Below are 24312 nucleotides of genomic sequence, written 5' to 3' on the forward strand. Positions count from 1 at the left end.
CAAATTTAGTTGTTGCCATCGCTTTGTTCCCGTTAGTTACATTGGCAATGACATATCATAGTTTATCAATGAGACTTGTTTAGGTAATTAAAATTAAGGATGGTGTGTTGTCCCCTAGCCCAACCCACCCTACAAAAAAGATTTGGAGTGATTTAATTATTACAATGCTACTACATTTAAGTACATGGCCAGAAGTTGAAGCTTATTTACAACAATCACGGGGTATTATTCTTCCTATTGGTTCCACCGAACAACATGGCCCCATTGGTTTAATTGGTACTGATGCTATTTGTGCAGAAGCCATCGCTCGTGGTGTCGGTGAAGCAACTCAGGGGATGGTTGGCCCTACAATCAATGTGGGCATGGCATTACACCATACAGCTTTTCCTGGGACAATTAGTCTCCGTCCTAGTACTCTAATTCAGGTAATACGAGATTATCTAACTTGTTTAGCTAAAGCAGGTTTTAGCAAGTTCTATTTTATCAATGGACACGGTGGTAATATTGCCACTCTCAAAGCTGCTTTTTCGGAAACTTACGCTCACTTGGAAGATTTGCAAATTAGCAATGCTGAACAGGTACAATGTCAACTTGCTAACTGGTTTATGTGCAGTTCTGTATACAAACTCGCTCAAGAATTATACGGTGACGAAGAAGGTTCTCATGCTACTCCCAGTGAAGTAGCTATCACTCAGTATGTTTATCCACAGGCTATTAAACAAGCATCCCTCTCATCGAAAGTTCCCAGTGGACACAGGATTTATAGTGCAACTGATTTCCGCAACCATTACCCAGATGGACGCATGGGTTCAAATCCCGGTTTAGCAAAACCAGAACACGGTAAGCAATTTTATGATCTCGCAGTCAAGGAACTTAGCAATGGATATTTAGAATTTTTGAACCCAGAATAGCATTTATTACATAAAACCAGCCCAGCAGTAAGGCAATGTGTTAAACTCCCTTCATCTCCTTCAGGACAATAAGCAGTGCAACGAGCTGGTTTTCTTGATTTCCATGATCGGTGGGAGTAGGAATGAGATGAGGTGAAAAATTACCAACAGCCTCAATTTCCTACTCTGGCAAAATCAGCTCTTAGCAATTCCTTCTTGACGAGCTGCTTGTTGTACAGCAGCTGCAACAGCAGCCGCAACCCGTTTATCAAAGACTGAAGGGATAATGTGTTCCCGATTCAAATCTGAAGGTTTAACTAAGGAAGCGATCGCATTGGCTGCTTCTAAATACATATTGGTACTAATAGTCTCAGCGCGACAATCTAAAGCACCACGAAATACCCCGGGAAAAGCCAAAACGTTGTTAATTTGATTGGGGTAGTCACTACGACCTGTAGCCATAACGGCTACAACTTTACTAACTAATTCTGGTTGAATCTCCGGAATCGGATTAGCCATAGCAAAAACAATTGGGTCTTTGGCCATTGCTTGTACCATTTCCGGTGTTAAAACTCCCGGTGCACTCACACCGATAAATACATCTGCGCCTTGCATTGCACCCCCCAGAGTTCCTTGGGCTTTAACAGCAAATTCTTGTTTTTCTGGGGTTAAGTCAGTACGGTTGCTAGAGAGAATTCCTTTGGAGTCACATATCCAAATTTTTTCCGCTCCAGCTTTGCGAAGTAACCGAGCGGTCGCTACACCAGCAGCCCCAGCACCGTTGATGACAATGCGGACTTCTGCTATTGACTTATTAACTACTTTTAACGCGTTAAACAACGCTGCCAAGGTGACAATAGCTGTACCGTGTTGGTCATCATGAAACACGGGAATATTTAGCTCTGCTCGTAATCTTTTTTCGATTTCAAAGCAACGAGGTGCAGCAATATCTTCTAAATTAACACCACCAAAAACCGGAGCGAGATTTTTCACAGTCCGCACAATGTCATCTGTGTCTTGGGTGTCAAGACAGATAGGAAAAGCATCAATCCCAGCAAATTCCTTAAATAGCATCGCTTTACCTTCCATAACTGGTAAAGCTGCACATGGGCCGAGATTTCCCAGCCCTAAAACAGCACTGCCATCTGTAACAATAGCTACAGTATTTTGTTTAATGGTGAGGTTGTAAACTTCTTCTGGATCTTGAGCGATGGCAGTACAAATTCTCCCTACTCCTGGGGTATAGGCCATTGCTAAATCAGAAACACTATTTAAGTGAATACGACTAGTAATGCTAATTTTACCACCACGATGCAAATTAAAAGTGCGATCATATACACTGAGTAACTTAATATCTGGCAATGCTTTCACTGCTTGGACAATAGTCTCAGCATGTTCAGTACTAGCCGCATCCACAGTAATATCCCGGGTAGACTGATGGCGAGTTTGCTCAATCAAATCAATTTGCCCCAAATTACCACCACTGGCAGCGATGGACTGGGTAATTGATGCTAACATCCCCACACGGTTGGGAATTTGCAAACGCAAGGTCAAACTAAAACTAGAATTAGGAGTTAGCTTCGTCATTGTAATTTTTGACTTCAAGCTTTAGATTTTATATCGAATTTTTCTTAAATCGTAGCCATCGCCTGAAGAAAGTTGTAAACTTTACTTCTATTTACCAAGAATCCCACAACTTACGGCCGTGGGATCATCAAAATAGTGAGTAAGTCAGGCATTATCGGCGGAACGAGACCTCCATAAACTATAAATTCTCCAAATAACTCAATAAGTCTGCCATTTCTTGAGCGCTAGGTTGAAACTTTGGCATTGGGGGTGTTTCGCCGCTAATCACTTGGTGGATCAACTTATATCTTGACTTGCGCTTGGAAACCCCTTGCAAACTTGGGCCGACTAGCCCATCTGCTTCTAGTCCATGACAACCAGCACAGTTAATTTGAAAGATAGCATTTCCTTGTACTATATCTCCTTTGAGGGAAAGCACATTCTTAACATAAGGGTCAGAAGCTCTAACCATTTGAACACCAAAAATGCCCAAAGGAGCTGCTAGCAGCATCACCGCAGCCAACAAAGCGATCCACTGTATGCGAGTTTTTGGTTTGGTAATCTGGTTATTCAAAAGGTTTGCCGTCAAAGTCAAGTTTACTAAAAGTTTTTTATTTCCTACACATAGCTTAAAAGTTCTTGATGGTGTCTGCAAGCACAAATGATAATTTTTTTGTGATCATTGCTCAGAGAAAAACATTGTCAAATAAGGGATTCATCCCCAATTTGGTAGAATTAAGAACGGAAAGGAATGTTGAATATTTGCAAACAGGAGACTTAAAGTGGTTGAACCCCTGCTCTCAGGTATTGTCCTCGGTCTGATTTTTGTCACCCTTGGTGGGCTATTTTACGCTGCTTACAAGCAATACAAGCGTCCTAACCAGTTGGGGGGTTAAAATTTCTTTGTAGAGATGCGTTTAAACGTATCTCTACAGAAGGTTGTTGTCTTTAGTTGCCAAATATAAACAGGGTAAATCTGATTTTTATTGGGATGCTAACCTTGACCCTATTCAACCCAAGGGTAATAACCAGATACGAGATACCATCAACAAGGCAACTAGATTGAATGACTAGATAGAAAATATACTTATTGGCTGGAATGAAGGACAAAAGTCAATGCCAATTCAGGTAAAGCAAATAATCATAACTTTGTCCCAATTTCAACAGCTAGGATAATTCAAAGATTAAAGGAATTAGCCGGTGAATATGGTATTGTTGTTAGCGCAACAGAAGAAGGGTATACTTCAGAAGCATCTTACCTAGATGACCACAACCTCTCAACCATGGCGAAAAAACCCTAGGATGGAGGAAACCGTCAGGACAAACGGTAAAGCGTGGATTACATAAATCTACAATGGAATTATTAACTTCCGCAGATGAGACTGGTGCTGCAAACATCTTGAAAAAAGTAGCCACACAGCTAGATTTAGCTCTAGTTGAGGTGGGTGGCGCATCCTTGACTCGGCCAAAGCGATATCACTTGCTTAAGAGGTTAAATAAATCATATCGTAAACGTTGGCTAGCATGGCTTTAACCTGGGTAGCAACATCAGTTTAGAATCACAGAGGATTCCATCCAGGGGAGAAATCAAAGAAAGTTAGCGCCGTATTACCGTAAACCTTCTCCCGGCAAATTTCCCAATGGGGAATTACGGGCGCTATCCATCCTTCGGGATGATGTTCTACAGCTATTTCACCGTTAACAGCCAATAAATTATGATGGGCGATGGCCTCCAAAACTGGCTGATACAATCCACTAGCATAAGGCGGATCAAAGTAAATTCTGTCAAATTCCTGCCCTGATAAGTTTTTTAACTGCTGGGTCACATCTCCTCGCAAGACTTGCCATTTTTGTTCACTATTAGCTACTTGTTGCCAATTTTGTTCAATAATAGCACACGCGCGTTTTGACTTTTCAATTCCTACTACTAAACAAGCCCCTCTACACAAAGCCTCTGCACCCATGGAACCGCTACCAGTACATACATCTAACCACCGACAATTTAAAATTGTTCCTTGCCAAATATTAAACACTGCCTCCCTTACCCGCGCACTGGTCGGTCTAGTATCTTGCCCAGGTAAAGTTTTTATCTGACGATTTCCGTAAATTCTCAATGTCATTGCTCATTAGCCACTAGTCATTTATCATCAGTCAGGAAAAAAACATGACAAAGGAGAAACAACAAACGATAAAATTACAAACTAAAAGTGAAATTAAGCAGCAATTTTTTCCCGGACTTGAGCTACAAAATTAGACAAAATTTGTAACCCTATATTAGAAGACTTTTCTGGATGGAATTGTACTGCTGTCAAATTTTCACAAGCGATAGCAGCTGTGATAGTTTGAGTTCCGTGGGTAACGGTTGCTGCTCGCACCTCCGGATCACTGGGGTCAACATAGTAAGAGTGAACAAAATATACCCAAGGCTCAGATGGTAAATGCTCCCACAAAATGCTTTTTGGTTGCGTGAACTCCAATTGGTTCCATCCCATGTGAGGGATAGTAATTCCTGGTTCTGGTCGAAACCGCCGCACTGTTCCGGACACAACTCCCAGTCCTGGTTGAGTACCCTCTGCGCTGGATTCAAATAAAATTTGCAATCCCAAACAGATACCTAAGAAGGGTTTACCAGATGAGATCGTATCTTTAATAGGTTGTTCTAAACCACGGGAGCGCAGATTTTGCACAGCGGGATCAAATGCCCCCACTCCAGGTAATACAACTGCATCTGCTAGCGACAAATCTTTAGCAGAATGAGTAATGTGAGGAGTTGCTCCAGCTTTTTCTAAACCTTTGCAAACTGAATGCAAATTTCCCATATCGTAATCTACGACTGCAATGACTGGCATTGACCTACTCCTTGTAAATGTATTATGGAGGGTATTTCTATTCTAAATAATATTTCTTATGGCGAAAAGAATACTATTAACTTCCTTTGACACTTGGTTGAGGGATCAACAGTCAAATTCTGCCAATGACTTATTACTGGAAGTCAGCAAACTTGGCGCCCTCCCTCATGATTTGAAATTTTTACGCTCCTTACCTGTGAATGTAGATCTAGCAAGTTGCCAAGTAATTCAAAAAATTGTTGAACTTCAACCCGATTACATCATCTGTTGTGGTATGGCTGCTAGTAGGACAAAACTAAGTCTAGAAGCCATTGCTAGCCGTGGGGAAAGTATTTTGCATACATCTATTAATTTGGAAAAATTAGTAGCAGGAGCAACAGCAATTGAGATTAGCCACGATAGCGGTAAATTTGTTTGTGAAGGTCTTTACTATTCAGTTTTGGATTACTTGTACCACAATCAGCTTCCCTCACAATGTATTTTTGCCCATATTCCAGTGTTAAACCCAGAAAATTTGCCATTGATATTAGCTGATTTCTTATTAATTATTGACAATCTGGCACTTTGATCAAGTTTTGTCCGTCTGTAAGGGTAAGAAATTTACTCAATGTCATGTTACAATTATTACTAAATAACATAATTGCCCAATCCACACCGGCACCGCAAGAAGTAGTACACCAGCAAGAAGTTCGACCTTTACCAGGAAAACTCAATACCGTGCCTGTTTTTAACAGCAATAGTCCAGAGTTGGTATTAAAAGAAGGAATTTTACTTTCTACTTTTCCAGCCAGCGGCAAAAAGGTAACACAAGCCCACCTAAATTATGGCTTTCAAGGACGATTCGATGTTTTTGCCCACCACGTTGCTAGGGCTGAACCACCCGAAGATTTAAGATCGCTGCATCTGGGAATTATGTTGCATAACCCTGGACCTCAACCACTAACAGTCAATATTTTGCAAGCAGCAAGTTATTTAAGTCAACCAGATGCACCATTTATTCAATTACCACCCCTCAGTCCAAATATTTTAGGTAATATTTTTGCGGGGCCAGGCGATCGCGCCACATCTGATGTATTAAGGGGAAGGCGACAAGACATTTTCCCCCCCCAAATTCTCATTCCCCCAGGACAAAATCAGATGTTATTAAATTTGCCCATACCAGTAAAAGAACTAACACCACCTTTAAATGGTCGGTCTACATTGATGCGACTGCAAACTAGTGGCAAAGTTTATGCAGCTAGTATGGCTTTATTTGCCCGTCAAAATGCTGATGGTACTGAACGTGCCCCAACTTTAGCAGAGTGGGAAAACTTACTTAATAACGGTGAATTGTCAACTCCACGGGATAAAGTTCCTACACCTTTAGAAAAAACTGACCAACCGAGAATTTATGGACGTGTAGCAGGAGTCGCTCAAGGTTCTCTGTGGAAATCTTTAGTCGTAGATAATCCCCAAGCTCAATACTTAACAATTCCCCAAAGTGGAGGAGCATTTTCCTATCCTTTGAGTAGCCTCCATGGTGGTACTTTAGGCACAAATCAAATTCAAACCGCCCCCATGTTGGTACGTTATCCTGATACTGCTTACGCCGCCCATGGGAACTACGGCATTCAATACAGTTTGCAATTGCCACTACATAATCACACCGGAAGTCATCAAACAGTGAGTGTATCTCTACAAACACCAATCAAAGAAAATAATTTACTAAAGCAAGGATTACGCTTTTTCACAACAACAGCCCCGCAGGTATTTTTCCGGGGAACAGTGCGGGTACGTTACACAGATGACCAAGGTCACCCACAAACTCAGTTTACTCATTTAGTACAAAAAAGAGGTCAACCCGGGGAACCCCTGGTCTTATTAAATATGCCACCAGGCCATCGCAGATTAGTTGAAGTAGACTTAATTTATCCGCCAGATGCCACACCACCCCAGGTATTAACAGTATCAACTCAATAGTCAATATCTCCATTTCGCCAAAACCCCCACAGGCTCAAAGTCTGTAGGTTTAATTACGTATTGTCTTGGTTTTCTTCGGCAATTAAGTTAAATGCTCTCTTTTGAGAGTGAGTGGGGTATAATCCAGAGGAAATTTTTACTGTTACCGATACGGGTTAAGGATGGAAGCAAATTTTCTCACAGCCATTTTTCTGCCCATGGCCTTGTTTATCATTATGCTAGGCATGGGTTTATCCTTGACCCTGGAGGACTTTCAACTAATTGTTATCTATCCCAAAGCCGTGGTAATTGGCTTGGTGGCGCAGTTAATCATGTTGCCAATTGTGGGCTTTGGTATTGCCTCACTGTTTCCCCTTGACCCCCAATTAGCGGTAGGTGTGATGATTTTAGCTGCCTGTCCGGGTGGTGCTACTTCTAACATGATTACTTTTTTGGCAGGGGGAGATGTCGCTCTTTCTGTGACGCTCACAGCTATCAGTAGTTTAATTACAGTTTTTACCATTCCTCTAGTAGTCAATTTCTCAATGCAGACATTTTTGGGAGCAGGAACAACAATAGAGTTACCTTTGTTAAACAGCATTTTGCAGATTGTGGTGATGACACTTGTACCAGTATCAATTGGGATGGTAACTAGGGGGTATGCTGCCGGAATAGCAGAGAAGGTAGATAAACCTGTCAAGTGGTTGTCTTTATTTTTCTTGGCGGTGGTGATTGCTGGGGTGCTGCTGCGAGAAAGAAATAATGTTATTTCTTATGTGATTGATGTCGGATTGGTGACTTTAATATTGAATTTGCTGACAATGGCCTTAGGTTTTGGCATCGCCACTTTAACTCGTTTAGGAGAAAAAGCCGCGAGGGCAATTACAGTAGAAGTAGGAATTCAAAATGGCACTTTAGCCATAGCCATTGCTTCTTCGCCTACATTGCTTAATAGTCCCACAATGGCTATTCCTGGGGCCATTTACAGCTTAGTAATGTTTGGGACTAGTGCTGGATTTGCTTGGTGGGCTAGTCATCGCCAAAGCTTGTCAAAAGCATCAACTTTAGGAAAATAATATGTCTTGGATCGAATTAAATCTCGATACAACCCATGAAGCGGTTGATTGGGTTTGTACCTTGCTAGCTGAAACTATTGATATTAATGATGTTTATATTACCAAATATGACCAACTAACAGGGGCTAATTCTCAGTGGACATTTACAGTTCGTCTATATGTAGCCTACGATGTCAACGCCGGGAGACGTGTAGAAAAAATTGTCAACCTCCTTTCGCCTTTGCATAGAACTGGAATGACAACAGCAGTTGAAAAAACTATTGTTAGAGAAAAAATCACAGATGTACCGCAGTCAATCATACATTCAATAGGAGAAAGATTTGTTGTATTAAATTCTGATAAACCTAATCAATGGGAAATACCAGACAAAATCAACTTAAAACTCCAGAGAACTTCAGCCTTTGGTAGCGGCTTACATCCTGCAACTATTCTGACCCTGCAACTACTGGAACGGTATGTTGTCCCTAATATGCGGGTGCTAGACCTTGGCTCTGGTTCAGGGATTTTGAGTGTAGCAATGGCAAAGCTTGGTGCCCATATCTTAGCGCTAGATAATGATACTCTTGCTGTACAAGCGACTCAAAAAGCTGTATGTCTTAATGGTGTAGAACAGCAAGTCGAGGTAATGTTAGGTAGTCTAGGATGTGGCAGTGACTTGGGGCATTGGATGGGTGGAAACACGGTTGACTATGTACCAAAAATTGAACCAGAAAACACATTTGATTTAATTGTCGCCAATATACTGGCACGGGTACATATTAACCTTGCCCATGACTTCCGGCGATCACTGCGTCAGAATCAACCACACACAGGAGTACTAATTACAGCTGGATTCACGACAGATCATGAAGAAAACGTAATTAAAGCCTTGAACACAGTAGGATTCGAGACCACTGATTGTGAACGATTAAATGAATGGGTTGCCCTTGTCCATAAATATAATTCTTGACAGTGCCGCACAAAACCCAGACAAGTCTAGACACTTATTTCTTACATCAATAGCACCACGGGAACGGTTATCCCTCAATCAGCTTTCACAATAAAATCGCCAAAGCCACGGAACCAGTGGGCTTTAGGCAGTGGAAGAACTGCCATGGAGCCAATAAATTCGCTCCCAATAACTAACTATGATGCGGATATTCTATATATCTTTTAATAACATCTGCTGAAACTTGACCAGCAGTAGAGTAAAAACAACTATTAGTCCACAAACTAGGAAGTTTAAGTAACCCAGGAAATTCTCGCCTAAGTGAATAAGCTACTAACCTTTTGACAAAGGTAGCGGTGATGCTAGGAATTGACGTTGGCGGAGTCCGTGGGGGCTGTTTAACTCAGCATAACAAAGTTCGTTTATGGACTCTTCAGAAATCTCCGGTTTTCTAAACCGGCGAAGCTTAAAGCTTGAACTGCTCTAAGTGAATGCGAGGATTGTAGGTACGCATAGCCCGAATTTTTTCATAATATTCCCGCTCTTGTGGGCTGAGGTCTTTTGGTGGTACGATGGCAACCCTCACCAACTGGTCGCCACGTCCACCTTTAGCTAAAGGCCAACCCTTGCCCCGCAACCGGAGACATTGACCAGAACGCACTCCCGCTGGTAACTTTACATTCACCGCACCATCAGGTGTGGGGACATCAATAGAAGCTCCTAAAGCAGCTTCATCTGGGGTAATGGGAACCTCACAAGCAATATTATCACCTTCAAATTGAAAAAACGAATGTGGTTGCAGTTCAACTTTTAAGTATAAATCACCCCTTTGTTGAGACGCGGGGTTTAATTGACCTTTACCACGCACCCGCAGCCGAGTACCAGTTTTAGCACCAGCCGGGATGCGAACTTCAATGGTTTCATTACCCAAACTAAACCGCTTTTTAACACCAGTAAACCCTTCGCTAAAACTTAAATTAATTGCCGCTTCTGTGTCTTGGGCAGCACCCCTACCTACATCTTGAAAGCCAAAATCATTAAAGCCACCATAACCACTAGGTCTACCTGTGGAACTACGATAAGAGTAGCTTTGCGGTCCACCACGAGGGGTAGGACCACCAAAACGCCCTAATAACTCGTTAACAAATTCGTCGAAACTACCATATTGACTAAAATCAAAGCCACCCATATCCACACCCGTACCACCAGATGGGAAACCTTGGCCAACTTGTTTCCAGTATTGACCGAATTGATCATACTTCTTGCGCTTATCCACATCTGACAACACTTCGTAGGCCTCATTCACTTCTTTAAACTTAGCTTCCGCCTGCTTGTTACCTGGGTTGACATCAGGATGATATTTACGGGCTAGTTTACGAAAGGCTTGTTTAATTTCTTCCGGACTGGCAATTTTACTGATTCCTAAAATTGCGTAATAGTCTTTAAAGTCAGTTGCAGCCATCTACCAGCCTCCCATAAAAATTTATGCTATGTTTTTTTCCTAAAACCTGGGCTTGGTTTTTTCTGAACAAAATCCCAGCCCCAACAAACTCTGATTTTAAATTAACAGAGATTACAGAAATTCAAGTGTGGTTCCCGCTTACTACACGAGTGCAATTTCCGTACCCCCTCTTGTCAGGAAAACAAATCAAGTCATCTATTCCTTCTTCAAAGCTAGGGGGTGCATCCCGGAGCTGACGATACATACGCCAAATGATTTTTGGGGGGACCTGGCGCTCACGCTTTTGATTGCGTGCTAAACATAGCCAAACAGGCGTTTTTACCCACAAACCTATAATTTGCCTAAAACCTGCCTCGCGAGCTAAAGCTATAACTTCACGGCGCTGGCGTCTTTGGGCATTGGTGGCATCAAAAATTGTTGTTTTATCTGCGGCTACTGCTTGTTGAAATTCCCGTTTTACTTCTCGCCAAATCAACAGCCACGGACCCTGAGTTGCTTCGGAACCAAAAAGCTGCCCCCGAATTGCATCCGTTGAAATCAACTGCATTTGGGGGCATTGTGCCATTAGTTGTTTTGCTAAAGTTGACTTACCACTACCAGGAAGACCAATTAGCAAAAATAGTTTGGTCACTTGTTCTATATCCTTTGCAAGTGGTTAATTAGTACTGATCACTAACCCATGACCAATCGAAAGTCAAAAGTCAAAAGTCAAAAAAGTATATTCTTGCCAATGACTAATGACTAATGACTAAATTATAGTTCCGTCAGGAATTACCGCATTTTTCAGCACTACAACAATGCCACTACGGATGTAGAAGCCTTGATTTTCTCGTTCTGCTTCTTGGATGTTATCTTTATTGACAATTTTTACATCCTGACCAATACGAGCATTTTTGTCAACAATAGCACGGCGAATCACCGTATCCTTACCAATACCCACAGGAATATCTCCTTTTTCTAAGCTGCATTGACGTTCTACAAAAGGTTGATAAAAGTCTGCCCCCATGATCAAAGATTCTTCAATTAAACAACCAGATTCAACCCGCGAACGTACCCCTAAAACTGAATGATGAATGCGGCAATCTTTGACAATGCAACCTTCGCCAATAATTGATTCTGTTACATGGCAATTTAAAAGTTTACTCGGAGGTAAATAGCGAGCGCGAGTGTAAATTGGTGCTTCTTCGTCGTAAAAGCTAAAGGGTGGTAAAGGTTGTTTTGTTAATGCTAAATTGGCATGATAAAAAGCATCAATTGTCCCAATGTCTTCCCAGTAATCATCAAACAAGTAAGCTTGGATATTATGATCTTTGCTGGCATGAGGAATAATTTCCTTGCCAAAATCTGTACTTTCTAAAGATTCTTTCAACAAATTCATCAAAACATCTTTTTTAAACACATAAATCCCCATAGAGGCGATGTATGGTTGTTTTTGGGCTTGTTCTGCGGATAATCCCAGTACAGTTGTATCAACCTGCATTTTTTCCAATGCCTCGCCTTTGGGTTTTTCGCTAAAGTCAATTACTCTACCAGAATCGTTAATTTTCATTAAACCAAAGTCTGAAGCACGGCTTTGATCTATAGGGATTACCGAAAGAGTAATATCAGCATTAGTCTCCCTATGACGCTGGATAAACTGGCGGTAATCCATCCGGTATAAGTGATCTCCTGAGAGAATTAAATAATCTTCTGCATCCCATTCGTTAAATAGCCACAAATATTGACGCACAGCATCGGCAGTACCTTGGAACCAATTGGGGTTTTCCGGTGTTTGCTGTGCAGCTAGCACTTCCACAAACCCTTCGTTGAAACCGGTAAAATTGTAGGTACGGGCTATGTGGCGGTTCAGGGATGCTGAATTGAACTGTGTCAGCACATAAATTTTGAATATTTCAGAATTGATACAATTACTGACAGGAATATCTATTAAGCGGTACTTGCCTGCCACTGGTACTGCTGGTTTAGCACGTAGTTTAGTGAGCGGATAAAGACGAGTACCCGCACCACCACCGAGAATAATTGCTAATACTTTTTTCACAAAATTTCTCCCAATTGCCTTTCAACTCTCACATTCAGTTTAGGACTGTCTGAGACTACTGGTAAGGGGGGATCACAGATTAATCATTAGTTAACTTTACACAATGTTGCCTTTGACGGATTAATACTTAGTAAATATGTAGTAAAATTTACTAATTTTTATAAAAATTGAGTGTATTTTTATTACTCAGTACATACTCACAAAGTCTCTATAAAAAGGTTCCTGAATACTTATTTGGTAAAATCAGCTACTAGTAATTTTAGAGACATTTAATCTATACTGCACTCAAAGGTAATTCTCAACCCACCCCACGAACAAACTATCAAAATTTTCACCCTTGATTACCTATCAAGATGCAGATTATAGAAATGGGGAACTCTAAAAGAGCCAGAGTTGACAATCTCATCAGCCAGAAATCTAAATAAGCTAATATTTGCCACAATCACTCACTCGTAAAGGTCTAAAAATTAGTTCATGGACATTCAAACACCAGACTGGGTTAAACACGCGGTTTTTTACCAAATATTTCCAGATCGCTTTGCGAGAAGCAAGCAGCCCCACAAACGACTGTTACCTAATGCCCCCTGGGAAGATTGGCAGGCAATGCCCACACTCCAAGGTTACAAAGGCGGCGATTTATGGGGCATTATTGAGCAGTTAAACTATATCCAGAATTTAGGAATTAACGCAATTTACTTTACTCCCATCTTTCAATCAGCGAGTAATCACCGCTATCACACCCACGATTATTATCAGGTCGACCCATTACTAGGAGGTAATGAGGCTTTTAAAGAATTGCTAGACGCAGCTCATCAACGCAATATCAAAGTTGTCCTCGACGGAGTGTTTAACCATGCTAGTCGGGGCTTGTTCTTTTTCCACGATATTTTAGAAAATGGACCTCATTCTCCTTGGTTAGATTGGTTTAAAATCACAGGTTGGCCTCTTGCACCTTACACAGGAGAATTACCCGCCAATTACGAGAGTTGGGGAGGCAATCGTGCCTTGCCGGTTTTTAACCACGATAATCCGGAAGTACGAGAATACATCATGGAAATTGCCGAATATTGGCTTAAATTTGGCATTGATGGTTGGCGGTTAGATGTACCGTTTGAAATAAAAACAACTGGTTTTTGGCAAGAATTCCGCCATCGCATCAAAGCCATCAATCCCCAAGCCTATATTGTCGGGGAAGTTTGGGGAGATTCCCGTCAATGGCTAGATGGCACTCAATTTGATGGTGTAATGAATTACTTATTTGCCGGGCCGACAATTGCCTTTACGGCAGGCCATCGCGTAGTTTTAGAACAAGTGCAAACCCGCGATTATAAACCTTACCCGCCTTTATTTGCTCCTGAGTACGCCGTAAAAATTCAGGAATTACTGCAACTTTATCCGTGGCCAATTCAACTGACACAACTAAATCTACTAGCAAGTCACGATACAGCCAGATTAATCACCATAGCAGAGGGTGACTTAGCTACTGTAGAACTAGCCACTTTACTGTTACTCACTTTTCCCGGTGCCCCCAGTATTTATTATGGTGACGAAGTTGGATTACCTGGGGGCTTAGATCCTGATTCACGCCGTGGTTTCCCTTTAGAAGCCCATTGGAACCAAGAAATTCTCAACACACACCGCCAACTAGTTAGTGTTCGCCACCAATACCCAGCTTTGCGTACAGGGGATTATCAAGTCCTATTCGCCCAGGCAGAACTATACATTTTTACCAGAACTTTAGAAACAGAGGTGTTGATCATTGCCGTTAACACTGGTACCGCATCAGCAACAACAAATCTGGATACTGCCACACTGTCCACTCAACCCAAACACCTTGTGTATGGATCCGGGGAATTTGAGTGGTATGGTGAACAACTTTCGTTAACTCTCCCGCCACGTACTGGCTGTATTTTGGGTTGATTTAACCTTTAGCCTCCAGCAACCACGCCTGGCATTAACACAGTGTCAATTCCATGAATTACACCATTATTGGGCGGTTATATCAGTTTTCAGCACATGAGCATCACAAAGTGCAGAAAAACTGCAAACCTCTATCAACAGAGACAAAACTGCTAAACTGGGGATTAACCTCATGAACCACCGACTATGCTAAAGCGTTCCAAGTTCGAGACAACCCAGTCTCAAATCATGTATCGTGCCGAGGATTTGATTAGCGCAGCCTCAAATCGCTACCGCATTACAGTTCAGGTGGCAAACCGTGCGAAACGGCGGCGTTATGAAGACTTTGACACCCCAGCCGAAGATGTAATGATGAAGCCAGTACTCAGGGCAATTATTGAAATGTCCGATGAACTAACTCAGCCAGAAATTATTGGCGAACTATAATCTAACTTTTGCAAAGGTAAGGATGAGCAAGAACTTATCGTTCATTCAATCCCCAGGAAAACCTTGGCAAACACTCACTGCTTTGATAGTAGTGGGTTCCTTTGTCTGTAATTTTGGTGTAATTGTTAAATCAATACCAACAATATCAACCAACTTATTTGGCATTAAACCTGCCCTCGGGCAAAGAATTAGCCCTGGCGACATTTGGAAGCAAGTCTATCAGAAATTGCCGGATTTACCAAAAGAAAATCACTACATCAGTAAAGAAACAGGACAAATTGCCGAAAATAACACCTTAGCCAGTCGCCTCATTACCTATCACATTTACAAAAAAGGACGCGCTCCCAATTATCGCTTTGATTGGAAACTCACCCTAGCTGATTACCTTAACGCAAATGAAATTATGTATGATCATTCCTATCCTGGTCATGACACATTACGACAAAACCCACTAGAAGGCGATCGCGCAGTAATTAGCAAGCTTAACCGCCAACAAAGAAACACCCTAGTCCAAATCTTAACCGATATCTTTAACCCCAACCCCCACACCAAGTAGTGCACAACCGCTCAAATAAAAAACCCCTGCGCTCCTTTAGGTTTTTCAAATCAACTCATGGAACAATTCATCAAAAGCGGTGCTGGTTGGCAAATAGGCTGGAATGCCAACGCACCGGAATTTAAAGGATTAATAGGCACAGATGATTGGGCAACAGAATTAACCGAAGCCGAATTAAATGATTTTTGCCGACTATTCGCCCAGTTAGCAGAAAGCATGAAACAACTCGCAACTGAATTAATGGATGAAGAAAAAATCGCCTGTGAAGCCGAAAGTGATTTATTATGGGTAGAAGTAGAAGGCTATCCCCAAGCCTACACCCTGCGCTTAATCCTGAATACAGGACGGAGAGTGGAAAGCAAATGGGATACAGCCGCAGTGCCAGAGTTACTACAAGCCTCTGCAACGTTAAAGGCTTTTTGAGCAAACTTTCTCTCAATCACCCCTTGATTATTTTAGGGGTTTGCAGTAGAATGGTAATTCTGAACCGGGGCGTAGCGCAGCTTGGTAGCGCGCCACTTTGGGGTAGTGGAGGTCGTGGGTTCAAATCCCGCCGCTCCGATAGACAAAAGACCCTTCCTGCCCATCTTTTCCAAAAGATGGGCGGGTTTTTCAATTTTTTCAACCTTCACTCAAAATATCACGGTGCATTAACGCGCGATCAACTAAAGATAAAATTTGCTCAGATGATAGCCCATGGCCATTAGCATAATGTTCTATCCAAGTTTTGCTAATTACATTGGGGTCATCTGGTAAACTCGTTAAATCCCACCCAGGCATATCTAATTCTTCCATGAGCCGATTTACTTTGGGGTCGTAGCTGATAGCAAAACAACGACAGCCTTCAGATGCAGCCATAATTAAACTGTGTAGACGCATCCCAATGGCCATTTCCACACCCTGATAAACACCTTTTAGTAATTGCGGATCTTCTAAAAGCAGAATTTTACACCCGTCTTTTAATTGCTGTTCAATGACTTGGGCAATTGCTAAGTCTTCACACTTTTGAAATGGCAATAGCAAAATAAAAACCTGGGTTGCTTTTTGAAAGTCCACTAAAGCGCGAATCAAATTAGCTAAACGTTTTTGCGTGAGTTGACGATGATTTCTCAAAGTCACAGCAACCCTCGGTCCTGGTAAATCCCACAGTTTAGGTACTGGCTTACTTACCAACGCCCAAACAGGATCAGGAGCAACCAGACAAGGAATTTGCCAATCAGCTAATAAAACAGCACTAGCGCCATCCCGGACACTCACTTTGGTACAACATCCAAAGGAATATTTTGCCAACAAGCGAGTTTGTGCCCCTAACAACGGGCCAATACCTTGGGCCCAAGCTACAGTTTTTAAACCCATTTTTTGAGCCAATACCATCAGCAACACGTAATAAAATGGACTTATGGTACTGGTGACATCTTGAATTAAGCTTCCACCGCCCCAAATAAAAATATCGCAAGAGCGCAGAGCTCGTAATACAGCTAAAATAGCCATGCGATTGTGAGACTCTACACCATAGCGATAGCTTGTTTCCTTGGGATTACCAGAAAGCACCACAGGTGTTATGTGAGGTGGTAACATTTGCAAAAGCGTCGCTAACAAAGCCTCATCACCACCATTACCCTTACCGTAATACCCAGACAACAACGCCCGCATCTTCGCCATTTTAAACTTATAATCTTAAAGTTAATAATTTCAAGTCATTCGATTTTAAATTACTTATGCACGCTCTTTCTATTCCTACCTGGATTATTCACATTTCCAGCGTTGTTGAGTGGATTGTCGCCATTTGGTTAATTTGGACTTACGGCGAACTCACTGGCAACCACACATGGTGGGGACTATCTTTTGCTATGTTACCAGCATTAGTCAGTGCCATGTGTGCCTGTACCTGGCATTATTTCGACAATCCCGCATCTCTAGAATGGCTAGTAACACTGCAAGCCAGCATGACCTTAATTGGGAATTTTACACTTTGGGCAGCTGCAGTATTGATTTGGCGTTCTACGAAATCAGAAGATACAGTCGCACCCCAAAGCATGGAATCTAAATTATGATCACCAAAGAAACCCTATTTGCTCTTTCCTTATTTCCTTATTTGGGTTTCTTGTGGTTCATTAGCCGCAGTCCACAAATGCCACGGTTAGCCTTATATGGATTTTATGGCACTCTTGTATTTGTTGCCATCACTATTCCGGCGGGAATCTACGCTCAACTGCATTATAATCTTTCCTTAGCTAATGTAGATTGGTTACACGGCAGTGCAGAAGTATTTTTAAGCCTTTCTAACATTTTGCTGGTAATGGGCTTCGCCCAAGCCGTTAGAAAATCAAGTTAGCTAAACAAGTGATGCTAGGGCGAACATTACCAGCTTGTTTGCCACTCTTGAGCCGTTTTTTGACTTCTTTTATAATGGAGAAAGAGGCATTGTTGAATTTGAATGTGAAAACTCTGATTCTCCCCACCTCTACCCCTCTAAGTGATACAAAGTCAAATATTGACTGTGATCAGAATTCATGAAGAACGGAATAAATAAATGGACGTAATTCCAGCTATTGATTTACTAGAAGGTCGCTGTGTACGACTTTATCAAGGAGACTATCAGCGATCGCAAGTTTTTAGTGAAAAACCAGTTGATATTGCAAAACAGTGGGTTGACCAAGGCGCAACCAGATTACATTTAGTCGATTTAGACGGTGCGAAAGCAGGTAAAGTAGTTAACCTCAATGCAATAGAAGCCATCGCTGAAGCCGTACCCGTACCCATTGAGGTTGGCGGTGGATTACGCCATCCCACGAGCATAGAGCAAGTATTTAATTTAGGAGTACAGTGGGCAATACTCGGTACAATTGCCGTAGAAAAACCCGAATTAGTCCAAGAACTTTGTCAAGAATTTCCGGGAAGGATTATCATTGGAATAGACGCTCGTAACGGATTAGTAGCGACTCGTGGTTGGTTAGAAACCTCCGAAGTTTTAGCCACCCAACTAGCCCTAGAAATGCAAGAACTCGGCGCAGCAGCTATCATTTACACAGACATTCACCGCGATGGTACACTCATAGGCCCCAACTTAGAAGCCTTACGACAACTTGCTGCCAAAATTTCCATTCCCATTATTGCCTCCGGGGGAGTGAGTTCTGTAAGTGATTTATTAAGTTTATTAGCCTTAGAAATGCAAGGCGTAACAGGTGTTATCGTTGGTCGAGCCTTATATACTGGCGATATTGCCCTTAGAGAAGCATTACGCGCCATCGGACCGGGACGTATTCAAGATATTCCCCCCAACGTAGACTCTACCTTTGCTTGACCAACAATCAAACCAGGTAATTCAGCCGTGACAGCGACAACAGCAAACAACTCAACTATTGTTTTTCCTCTGTCTCCGTTAATTCGGATCACACTATTGACTTTATACATAGCACTCACCCTCCCATTACCTTTTTTATCTAAGGTAACAGCAGCCCCCATACCCCCAGTATTATTGTGGGTAGGAATTAGCATTGGTTTTGTGGGCTTATATGCAGTCCTAAGTGAACGAGTGATTGTAAATGACCAAGGAATTCAAGTGACTTATCCCGCCTGGGTTCCTCGTTTTTTTCGTAAGGGTTGGACTTTACCATGGTTAGATGTTAAAGAGTTAAAACCCCGTTCCACCAGTCAAGGCGGACTAGTTTATTATTTCGTCAGTCAGGACGGAAAAGCCTACCTATTACCAATGCGTGTAGCTAGATTTTCTCCCTTACTCAAGACAGTACAAGCAAAAACAGGAATTGATACCACAGGTGTTCGCACCTTAGCGCAACCCTGGATGTACATGATTTTGTTGGGATTTACCCTGCTATTGTTGTTGGTAGATGCATGGACTATCAACACAGCATTGATCATGGGGAACTGAAAATTTTTTCCCTAGTCCCAACATCTAATCCTTTATTCAGGTTGAAATTGGAAAATCACACCACAATAATACCCCAATTGAAGCTAGAACAAGTTAATTTACTAGCAAAGCTCAAACCCCAACTTCAAGCATCATACCCCATCTTGCAGGATATCTCCTTTGAGGTGTTTCCAGGCGATCGCATTGCCATTGTCGGTCCATGTGGTGCTGGTAAAACTTCCTTGTTACGCCTGATTAACCGCCTTAGTGAACCTACAAGAGGCAAAATTTATCTGGAAAATCAGGAATATAGCCAAATTCCCACCATACAGCTGCGCCAACTGATTACACTTGTACTACAAGAATCAAAGCTCTTAGGAATGACAGTCCGCCAGGCTTTAGCTTATCCTTTAATTTTACGTGGTTTGCCTGAATCGACAATTCAACAAAGAATTGATAACTGGATAAAACAACTGCACATTCCCAGTGAATGGCTCCTCAGGACTGAATTACAACTTTCCACTGGACAGCGACAATTAGTAGCCATCGCTCGTGCTTTAGTTATCCAACCAAAAATTTTATTATTAGATGAGCCAACCTCTGCCCTAGATGCGGGTACAGCTGCCAATGTCATAGAAATTTTAACTCAGCTGACTCAAACTCATCAAACAACAATTCTAATGGTGAATAACCAGCTTGACTTAGCCCAAGTATTTTGCACCCGGCTATTATATCTAGAGCAAGGTCACTTATTCACAAATCAAACAGCCCCTGAAATTAATTGGATTACCCTACAAGAACATTTAATACAAGCAGAAACCAAAGCAGCCGAAGAATGGACCTGGTAAATTCAAAATTGAGATTCAATCTTACTCTTTTAAGACCGTTGAGTACTTACTGTAGAACGTGGATGACTGAATCTCTCCTTCCTTAAACTAACAGCTGACTGCGGAACATTAGAATTTAAAATTTCCATATTAAATCGATATCCCACATTACGGATAGTTTGAATCAAGCTAGGTTGACGCGGATCAAGTTCAACCTTTTTTCGTAGGGATAAAACGTGAGTATCAATAGTCCGGGGATTATCAATCGCATCAGGCCAAGCACGACGCAGTAATTCTGATCTACTCAGAGGAGTTCCCCCAGCTTGTGCCAAAACGTACAGTAAACTAAATTCTTGAGGGGTTAAATCAATAAACTCGCCTTGAAATCGAACCCGGCGCTGTACCAAATCAATTTGCAAACTACCATAATCCAAATAAGCCGGTGCAGTGGGAGTGCGCCTGCGGCGAATTAGCGCCTCTACTCTTGCCAAAAACTCTTGCATTCCAAAAGGTTTGCTTAAATAGTCATCAGCCCCCGCCTTCAAACCTGCAACAACATCAGCTTCATTACTGCGAGCTGATAGCATCAAAATTAAAGGTTGTTCTTGACCATGCAACCAACGACAAAACTCAATCCCATCACCATCAGGTAAATCAGCATCAAGAATTATCAGTGTTGGTTGCTGGCTTAAAAACAATTCCCTTGCTTGATAAATACTAGCTGCTTGATGCACGCGGTATTCCAACTGTTGCAAGTGCCATCCCAGCAACGACCTTAGATGGGGATTTCCCTCAACGATTTCAATACAAATCGAACCCACAGTGGCAAGACCCCTTAGCGTCGATGAACTTCAAAGTAACAAGCCCAGGCACAGGGTTTTGTAGTCTTTGTTACTTCCGTTGCTATTAACTGAATATTTCTCATACCGAAAACCCTAGAATACCTCTCTAACGCTTGTCGAAAGCTGAGTTAGCAGAATTCTTTAATTTATTCTTAAATTTTTTCTTAGTGCCATTAAAAATTCTATGCTCTTGCAAGATTCAGAATATTTCTAGTTGTGTTTGTATCTCTATGCAACTGGAAACCACAACTAAAAATGTAAGCACCAATTGATAGAATTTTCTTGAGAATTACACCACAACTGCCACACCTTTGACTCATGTATTCAGGTGGTATAGGTACAGCTAATTTACCAAAATTAGCAGCAAAATATTCTAACCACCACCCGCACAAACACCAACTAGAATCACCAATTGATTTTGCCAAACAATGGTTTTTGAACATATTGCAAACTCTTAAGTCTTCCTAGGCTACTAAGCTGAAACAGTGAAGCATTATATTGAGCAACAAGGAAAGTAATTTCAACAAAGCATAAATCCTGCGGTTAGCCTTCATCGCCCCTCTGATAGCCTGCGTAGCGCAGCCACAACAGGAAAGACACAAATACCTTACTGTTTCTTAGGAATTCTCGGCATCCTTCTTATAAGAAAACCTTACCAAACATCATATTCCAACTTTTATGGAATATGATCAATATACAATGTACCAGAGAAAATCTAACCTAGGGTAGACATTTTGCCCTTGAGTTGAAGCCAAGAAGGTGAAAGTAACACTTCACATTTCAGCGTGAATCGTTTACAATTCTCATTCTAAAGAGATTAACATAGCAGTTATGCTTCAAGACGCACAAACCATCCGCTATTACCAACGAATTACTGACGCCTTCGTCGAATTATGGAATCGCGGTTATCGCACGGACGATATGCGGATGTATTTGGATGGGTATTTAGCCGCGCTGCGACATAGTAACGCTATTGAACCTATGCTGATTCATCGCTTAGAAGAGGAAGCTGGACGCTACCTCTACGATGCATCAAACTTTGTTATCACTAAAACACAACCACAACTTGATTACTACTAGTGCCCTGTACTGATTAACTTTTAGATTTTAGATTTTGGCTTGACCCAGACCACCAGCCTTGAAGATGAAGGATATGTTTCACCAACAACCGATGACACGTAAACCAAACAAATCTAAAATTTCCACTCTTGATGCCACGGGATTCTATTTTAGATTCTTAGTTTTGGCTTAACCCAAACCATGGGCTTACCAGGCTCAGGGTTTGGGTATATGTTTCACGAACAACGAGTGATACATATACCAAATAAATCTAAAAATTCCATAAACACCGGAGAAGATCATAGCATATCATGCGCCCTCATCAAGGGCTTGCTGCTGTGAATTTTTCAGGATATTTTGATTAATGAAAAAAATCCCCTCCTCCCTACTTTGGTGCGCCCAACGTGGAAAAGGGGATTTTAACTGTTGGCAAATTAGGAAGCCAATGCTACTTCTACCATTTCCTGCAATTCACCCTTTTGGTAAAGTTCAATCATAATATCTGAACCCCCGATGAATTGACCGTCAACATACACTTGGGGAATTGTCGGCCAGTCAGAATATTCTTTAATCCCCTGACGAATCTCAGGATCTGAAAGCACATCAACTGTTTCAAAAGGAACTGCCAAAGTGTTCAGAATCTGCACAACATTGTTAGAGAAACCGCACTGAGGCATCAACTTGTTTCCCTTCATGAAAACCAAAATTTTATTTTGTTTGATCAAATTATCAATTTTTTCTTTGGTTTCTGGAGTCATGGACTTTTTGTTTCCTGTGTTGCTAATAGCTAAAATTTGATACTCGGTTTTGTAGTTCAAACTTGAACTTATAAATTTGAACTTATTGACTTAGGAAGCGGCTGTTGCTTGCCACGCTTCAGGAGTATAGGTTTTTATAGCCAAGGCATGAATCGCTTCAGTTGACATAGCTTTGCGCAAAGCACCATAAACTAATTGGTGTTGTTGCACCAATCCCTTATTGGCAAATTGCCATGAAACAACTGTTACTTGATAGTGGTCACCACCACCAGTCAAATCTTGCACCTGAACTTCGGAATCTGGCAGTTCGGCCTTGATCATTGCCTCAACTTGCTGTGGATTAATCATAATAACCTTGCGCATAATGTAGAAACCCACTGCTCAAAGCTGTGGGAGGAAAAAAAACTCGGCACTTCTCAATGCCGTTCCCCTTTAGGACTTGAGCAAGTAGAAAAGTAATGCTTGCTCAGCTTCCTGTGTACCGAGAATCGCCTCACTACTTTGGTAATCTTAGCCTCTCCCAATGGGAAAAGCTACCTGAACGACAGTGTTAACTCCCGGTTTTTTTGCCAAATAACTCCATCTTACCATTTGCCCTTTCTGGGCAGATGTAGAGAAATTATCTATTTTGGGATGAATTACTACCCTGTCTGGGAAAGGGCGCGTCAACAAAACCTAATTCAAATAACTGCTGATAAGCCTTCTTGCCTAAATCCCGTGTCGGGTTTTGACTTTTAATAATCTGAACTAACAACGGGACAGCTAATTCAGGTTGATTTTGTGCCCGATGTACGAGTGCTAACTGATAGGTGGCTTCATCCCGCTTTTGGGCTGTTTCCAGGGCTTTTTTCCGCTGGGAATCAGAAACTTTGGTATCAATTCCCGTAAAGCTAGCATTTAGTTCTTGATAGAAATTAGATAATTGATTATAAACCTGACGTGCATCTTGTAGTTTTTTAGCTGCTAAAGAGTAGTTTTGAGCAGAAATAGCTTGATCTGCCTCTTGCATCAGCCGTTCACCTCCTGCCATACTCAAAACGCTATTATTTTGGGCTGTAGGAAGTAGTGTGTTGGCATCATTAGGGTCAATGATTTGTACTTGAGTATAAATCTTCGGTAAATTTTGTACCTGAGCATTGACAGGTGATAGCAAGCTGAAAGCCGCTATGAATGATAATGATAACGAGGTAAAACTAATTAAAGGAGGAACAACAGCAGAATTCATGGGGTTAATTAGTGCGACAACTGTATAGAAAAACCAGAAAAACTTTCGATATCTAACCTTACAAAATAAAGTTACTATTGA

The 24312-nt window shown here is 41.7% G+C and carries 31 protein-coding genes and 1 tRNA gene; 18 read left to right on the top strand and 14 right to left on the bottom strand.

Annotated elements, in window-relative coordinates; translation table 11 throughout:
• Positions 1-164 precede the first annotated feature (164 nt).
• The gene (locus NWP25_RS17730) at positions 165-911 is read left to right on the top strand and encodes a creatininase family protein (protein WP_280699908.1); all 747 of its coding nucleotides are present in this window, start codon (positions 165-167) and stop codon (positions 909-911) included.
• Between the two features lie 174 nt (positions 912-1085).
• On the opposite strand, the gene NWP25_RS17735 is transcribed toward NWP25_RS17730, so the two are convergent.
• Both NWP25_RS17735 and NWP25_RS17740 read right to left on the bottom strand, forming a co-directional pair.
• Positions 1086-2477, bottom strand: coding sequence for a malic enzyme-like NAD(P)-binding protein (locus NWP25_RS17735; RefSeq protein WP_280649839.1), 1392 nt, complete (start codon positions 2475-2477; stop codon positions 1086-1088).
• Positions 2478-2655: 178 nt separating this feature from the next.
• Positions 2656-3030: a c-type cytochrome gene (locus NWP25_RS17740; protein ID WP_280649838.1), complete on the bottom strand. Its 375-nt coding sequence runs from the start codon at positions 3028-3030 to the stop codon at positions 2656-2658.
• Between the two features lie 208 nt (positions 3031-3238).
• Here NWP25_RS17740 and petG point away from each other — a divergent pair, with 208 nt between their 5' ends.
• Together petG and NWP25_RS17750 are read left to right on the top strand one after the other, a co-directional pair.
• A complete protein-coding gene (gene petG / locus NWP25_RS17745; RefSeq protein ID WP_280649837.1) occupies positions 3239-3352 on the top strand; it encodes a cytochrome b6-f complex subunit V in 114 nt (37 codons plus the stop codon).
• A gap of 458 nt (positions 3353-3810) precedes the next feature.
• A complete protein-coding gene (locus tag NWP25_RS17750; RefSeq protein ID WP_280656196.1) occupies positions 3811-3990 on the top strand; it encodes a hypothetical protein in 180 nt (59 codons plus the stop codon).
• Between the two features lie 25 nt (positions 3991-4015).
• Here NWP25_RS17750 and rsmD read toward each other — a convergent pair whose 3' ends face one another.
• Together rsmD and hisH are read right to left on the bottom strand one after the other, a co-directional pair.
• Positions 4016-4576 (bottom strand): 16S rRNA (guanine(966)-N(2))-methyltransferase RsmD, encoded by a 561-nt coding sequence (gene rsmD, locus NWP25_RS17755; RefSeq protein ID WP_280649835.1) that lies wholly within the window; start codon positions 4574-4576, stop codon positions 4016-4018.
• 93 nt (positions 4577-4669) lie between these two features.
• Positions 4670-5305, bottom strand: a complete 636-nt coding sequence (hisH, locus tag NWP25_RS17760) for an imidazole glycerol phosphate synthase subunit HisH (RefSeq protein WP_280649834.1) — start codon at positions 5303-5305, stop codon at positions 4670-4672.
• A 58-nt stretch (positions 5306-5363) separates the two neighbouring features.
• On the opposite strand from hisH, the gene NWP25_RS17765 reads away from it, so the two are divergent.
• From NWP25_RS17765 to NWP25_RS17780, 4 genes are all read left to right on the top strand, one after another.
• The gene (locus tag NWP25_RS17765) at positions 5364-5873 is read left to right on the top strand and encodes a C15 family peptidase (protein WP_280649833.1); all 510 of its coding nucleotides are present in this window, start codon (positions 5364-5366) and stop codon (positions 5871-5873) included.
• Between the two features lie 44 nt (positions 5874-5917).
• On the top strand, positions 5918-7264 hold the full coding sequence (locus NWP25_RS17770; protein WP_280656197.1) for a DUF3370 domain-containing protein: 1347 nt from the start codon (positions 5918-5920) through the stop codon (positions 7262-7264).
• 161 nt (positions 7265-7425) lie between these two features.
• Positions 7426-8319, top strand: a complete 894-nt coding sequence (locus NWP25_RS17775) for a bile acid:sodium symporter family protein (protein ID WP_280699910.1) — start codon at positions 7426-7428, stop codon at positions 8317-8319.
• A 1-nt stretch (position 8320) separates the two neighbouring features.
• A complete protein-coding gene (locus NWP25_RS17780; RefSeq protein ID WP_280649830.1) occupies positions 8321-9268 on the top strand; it encodes a 50S ribosomal protein L11 methyltransferase in 948 nt (315 codons plus the stop codon).
• 172 nt (positions 9269-9440) lie between these two features.
• Here NWP25_RS17780 and NWP25_RS17785 read toward each other — a convergent pair whose 3' ends face one another.
• From NWP25_RS17785 to NWP25_RS17800, 4 genes are all read right to left on the bottom strand, one after another.
• Entirely contained in the window at positions 9441-9617 is a 177-nt protein-coding gene (locus NWP25_RS17785) for a transposase (protein ID WP_374915088.1), read from the bottom strand.
• Between the two features lie 96 nt (positions 9618-9713).
• Entirely contained in the window at positions 9714-10709 is a 996-nt protein-coding gene (locus NWP25_RS17790) for a J domain-containing protein (RefSeq protein WP_280649829.1), read from the bottom strand.
• A gap of 121 nt (positions 10710-10830) precedes the next feature.
• Positions 10831-11340, bottom strand: coding sequence for an AAA family ATPase (locus tag NWP25_RS17795; protein ID WP_280649828.1), 510 nt, complete (start codon positions 11338-11340; stop codon positions 10831-10833).
• Positions 11341-11457: 117 nt separating this feature from the next.
• Positions 11458-12747: a glucose-1-phosphate adenylyltransferase gene (locus tag NWP25_RS17800; RefSeq protein ID WP_280649827.1), complete on the bottom strand. Its 1290-nt coding sequence runs from the start codon at positions 12745-12747 to the stop codon at positions 11458-11460.
• Between the two features lie 474 nt (positions 12748-13221).
• On the opposite strand from NWP25_RS17800, the gene NWP25_RS17805 reads away from it, so the two are divergent.
• The 5 genes from NWP25_RS17805 to NWP25_RS17825 all read left to right on the top strand — a co-directional run bounded on the left by NWP25_RS17805 (position 13222) and on the right by NWP25_RS17825 (position 16211).
• The gene (locus NWP25_RS17805) at positions 13222-14667 is read left to right on the top strand and encodes a glycoside hydrolase family 13 protein (RefSeq protein WP_280656200.1); all 1446 of its coding nucleotides are present in this window, start codon (positions 13222-13224) and stop codon (positions 14665-14667) included.
• Positions 14668-14853: 186 nt separating this feature from the next.
• Positions 14854-15093, top strand: coding sequence for a DNA-directed RNA polymerase subunit omega (locus tag NWP25_RS17810; protein ID WP_280649825.1), 240 nt, complete (start codon positions 14854-14856; stop codon positions 15091-15093).
• Positions 15094-15115: 22 nt separating this feature from the next.
• Positions 15116-15649 carry a hypothetical protein gene (locus tag NWP25_RS17815; protein ID WP_280656201.1) on the top strand — a complete coding sequence of 178 codons (534 nt, stop codon included), beginning with the start codon at positions 15116-15118 and terminating at the stop codon, positions 15647-15649.
• A 57-nt stretch (positions 15650-15706) separates the two neighbouring features.
• On the top strand, positions 15707-16072 hold the full coding sequence (locus NWP25_RS17820) for a DUF1818 family protein (RefSeq protein ID WP_280649823.1): 366 nt from the start codon (positions 15707-15709) through the stop codon (positions 16070-16072).
• A gap of 65 nt (positions 16073-16137) precedes the next feature.
• Positions 16138-16211 (top strand) — tRNA-Pro (locus NWP25_RS17825).
• 59 nt (positions 16212-16270) lie between these two features.
• Here the strand turns inward: NWP25_RS17825 and csaB are convergent.
• Positions 16271-17302, bottom strand: coding sequence for a polysaccharide pyruvyl transferase CsaB (csaB, locus tag NWP25_RS17830; protein ID WP_280649846.1), 1032 nt, complete (start codon positions 17300-17302; stop codon positions 16271-16273).
• Between the two features lie 65 nt (positions 17303-17367).
• On the opposite strand from csaB, the gene NWP25_RS17835 reads away from it, so the two are divergent.
• The 5 genes from NWP25_RS17835 to NWP25_RS17855 all read left to right on the top strand — a co-directional run bounded on the left by NWP25_RS17835 (position 17368) and on the right by NWP25_RS17855 (position 20368).
• Complete coding sequence (locus NWP25_RS17835; RefSeq protein ID WP_280649822.1) at positions 17368-17703, top strand: DUF2499 domain-containing protein; 336 nt, start codon at positions 17368-17370, stop codon at positions 17701-17703.
• A complete protein-coding gene (locus NWP25_RS17840; protein ID WP_280649821.1) occupies positions 17700-17984 on the top strand; it encodes a DUF3593 domain-containing protein in 285 nt (94 codons plus the stop codon). The genes NWP25_RS17835 and NWP25_RS17840 overlap by 4 nt, the downstream gene beginning before the upstream one ends.
• A 198-nt stretch (positions 17985-18182) precedes the next feature.
• Entirely contained in the window at positions 18183-18953 is a 771-nt protein-coding gene (hisA, locus tag NWP25_RS17845; RefSeq protein ID WP_280649820.1) for a 1-(5-phosphoribosyl)-5-[(5-phosphoribosylamino)methylideneamino]imidazole-4-carboxamide isomerase, read from the top strand.
• 27 nt (positions 18954-18980) lie between these two features.
• Positions 18981-19541 (top strand): hypothetical protein, encoded by a 561-nt coding sequence (locus NWP25_RS17850; protein WP_280649819.1) that lies wholly within the window; start codon positions 18981-18983, stop codon positions 19539-19541.
• Positions 19542-19588: 47 nt separating this feature from the next.
• Entirely contained in the window at positions 19589-20368 is a 780-nt protein-coding gene (locus NWP25_RS17855) for an ABC transporter ATP-binding protein (RefSeq protein WP_280699912.1), read from the top strand.
• A 29-nt stretch (positions 20369-20397) separates the two neighbouring features.
• Here NWP25_RS17855 and NWP25_RS17860 read toward each other — a convergent pair whose 3' ends face one another.
• Positions 20398-21168 (bottom strand): response regulator transcription factor, encoded by a 771-nt coding sequence (locus tag NWP25_RS17860; RefSeq protein ID WP_280649817.1) that lies wholly within the window; start codon positions 21166-21168, stop codon positions 20398-20400.
• Between the two features lie 203 nt (positions 21169-21371).
• Positions 21372-21632 carry a zinc ribbon domain-containing protein gene (locus NWP25_RS17865; RefSeq protein ID WP_280699913.1) on the bottom strand — a complete coding sequence of 87 codons (261 nt, stop codon included), beginning with the start codon at positions 21630-21632 and terminating at the stop codon, positions 21372-21374.
• Positions 21633-22020: 388 nt separating this feature from the next.
• Between NWP25_RS17865 and NWP25_RS17870 the strand changes: the two genes are divergently transcribed.
• Positions 22021-22269, top strand: a complete 249-nt coding sequence (locus tag NWP25_RS17870; protein ID WP_280649816.1) for a DUF6761 family protein — start codon at positions 22021-22023, stop codon at positions 22267-22269.
• 413 nt (positions 22270-22682) lie between these two features.
• Here NWP25_RS17870 and grxD read toward each other — a convergent pair whose 3' ends face one another.
• The 3 genes from grxD to NWP25_RS17885 all read right to left on the bottom strand — a co-directional run bounded on the left by grxD (position 22683) and on the right by NWP25_RS17885 (position 24231).
• Positions 22683-23006 (bottom strand): Grx4 family monothiol glutaredoxin, encoded by a 324-nt coding sequence (gene grxD, locus NWP25_RS17875; protein ID WP_280656203.1) that lies wholly within the window; start codon positions 23004-23006, stop codon positions 22683-22685.
• Positions 23007-23096: 90 nt separating this feature from the next.
• Entirely contained in the window at positions 23097-23354 is a 258-nt protein-coding gene (locus NWP25_RS17880; protein ID WP_280649845.1) for a BolA family protein, read from the bottom strand.
• A 271-nt stretch (positions 23355-23625) separates the two neighbouring features.
• Positions 23626-24231: a hypothetical protein gene (locus tag NWP25_RS17885; RefSeq protein ID WP_280699914.1), complete on the bottom strand. Its 606-nt coding sequence runs from the start codon at positions 24229-24231 to the stop codon at positions 23626-23628.
• Positions 24232-24312 lie beyond the last annotated feature (81 nt).

It is taken from the genome of Umezakia ovalisporum Ak1311, assembly GCF_029891685.1.
Classification (GTDB): Bacteria; Cyanobacteriota; Cyanobacteriia; order Cyanobacteriales; family Nostocaceae; genus Umezakia; species Umezakia ovalisporum.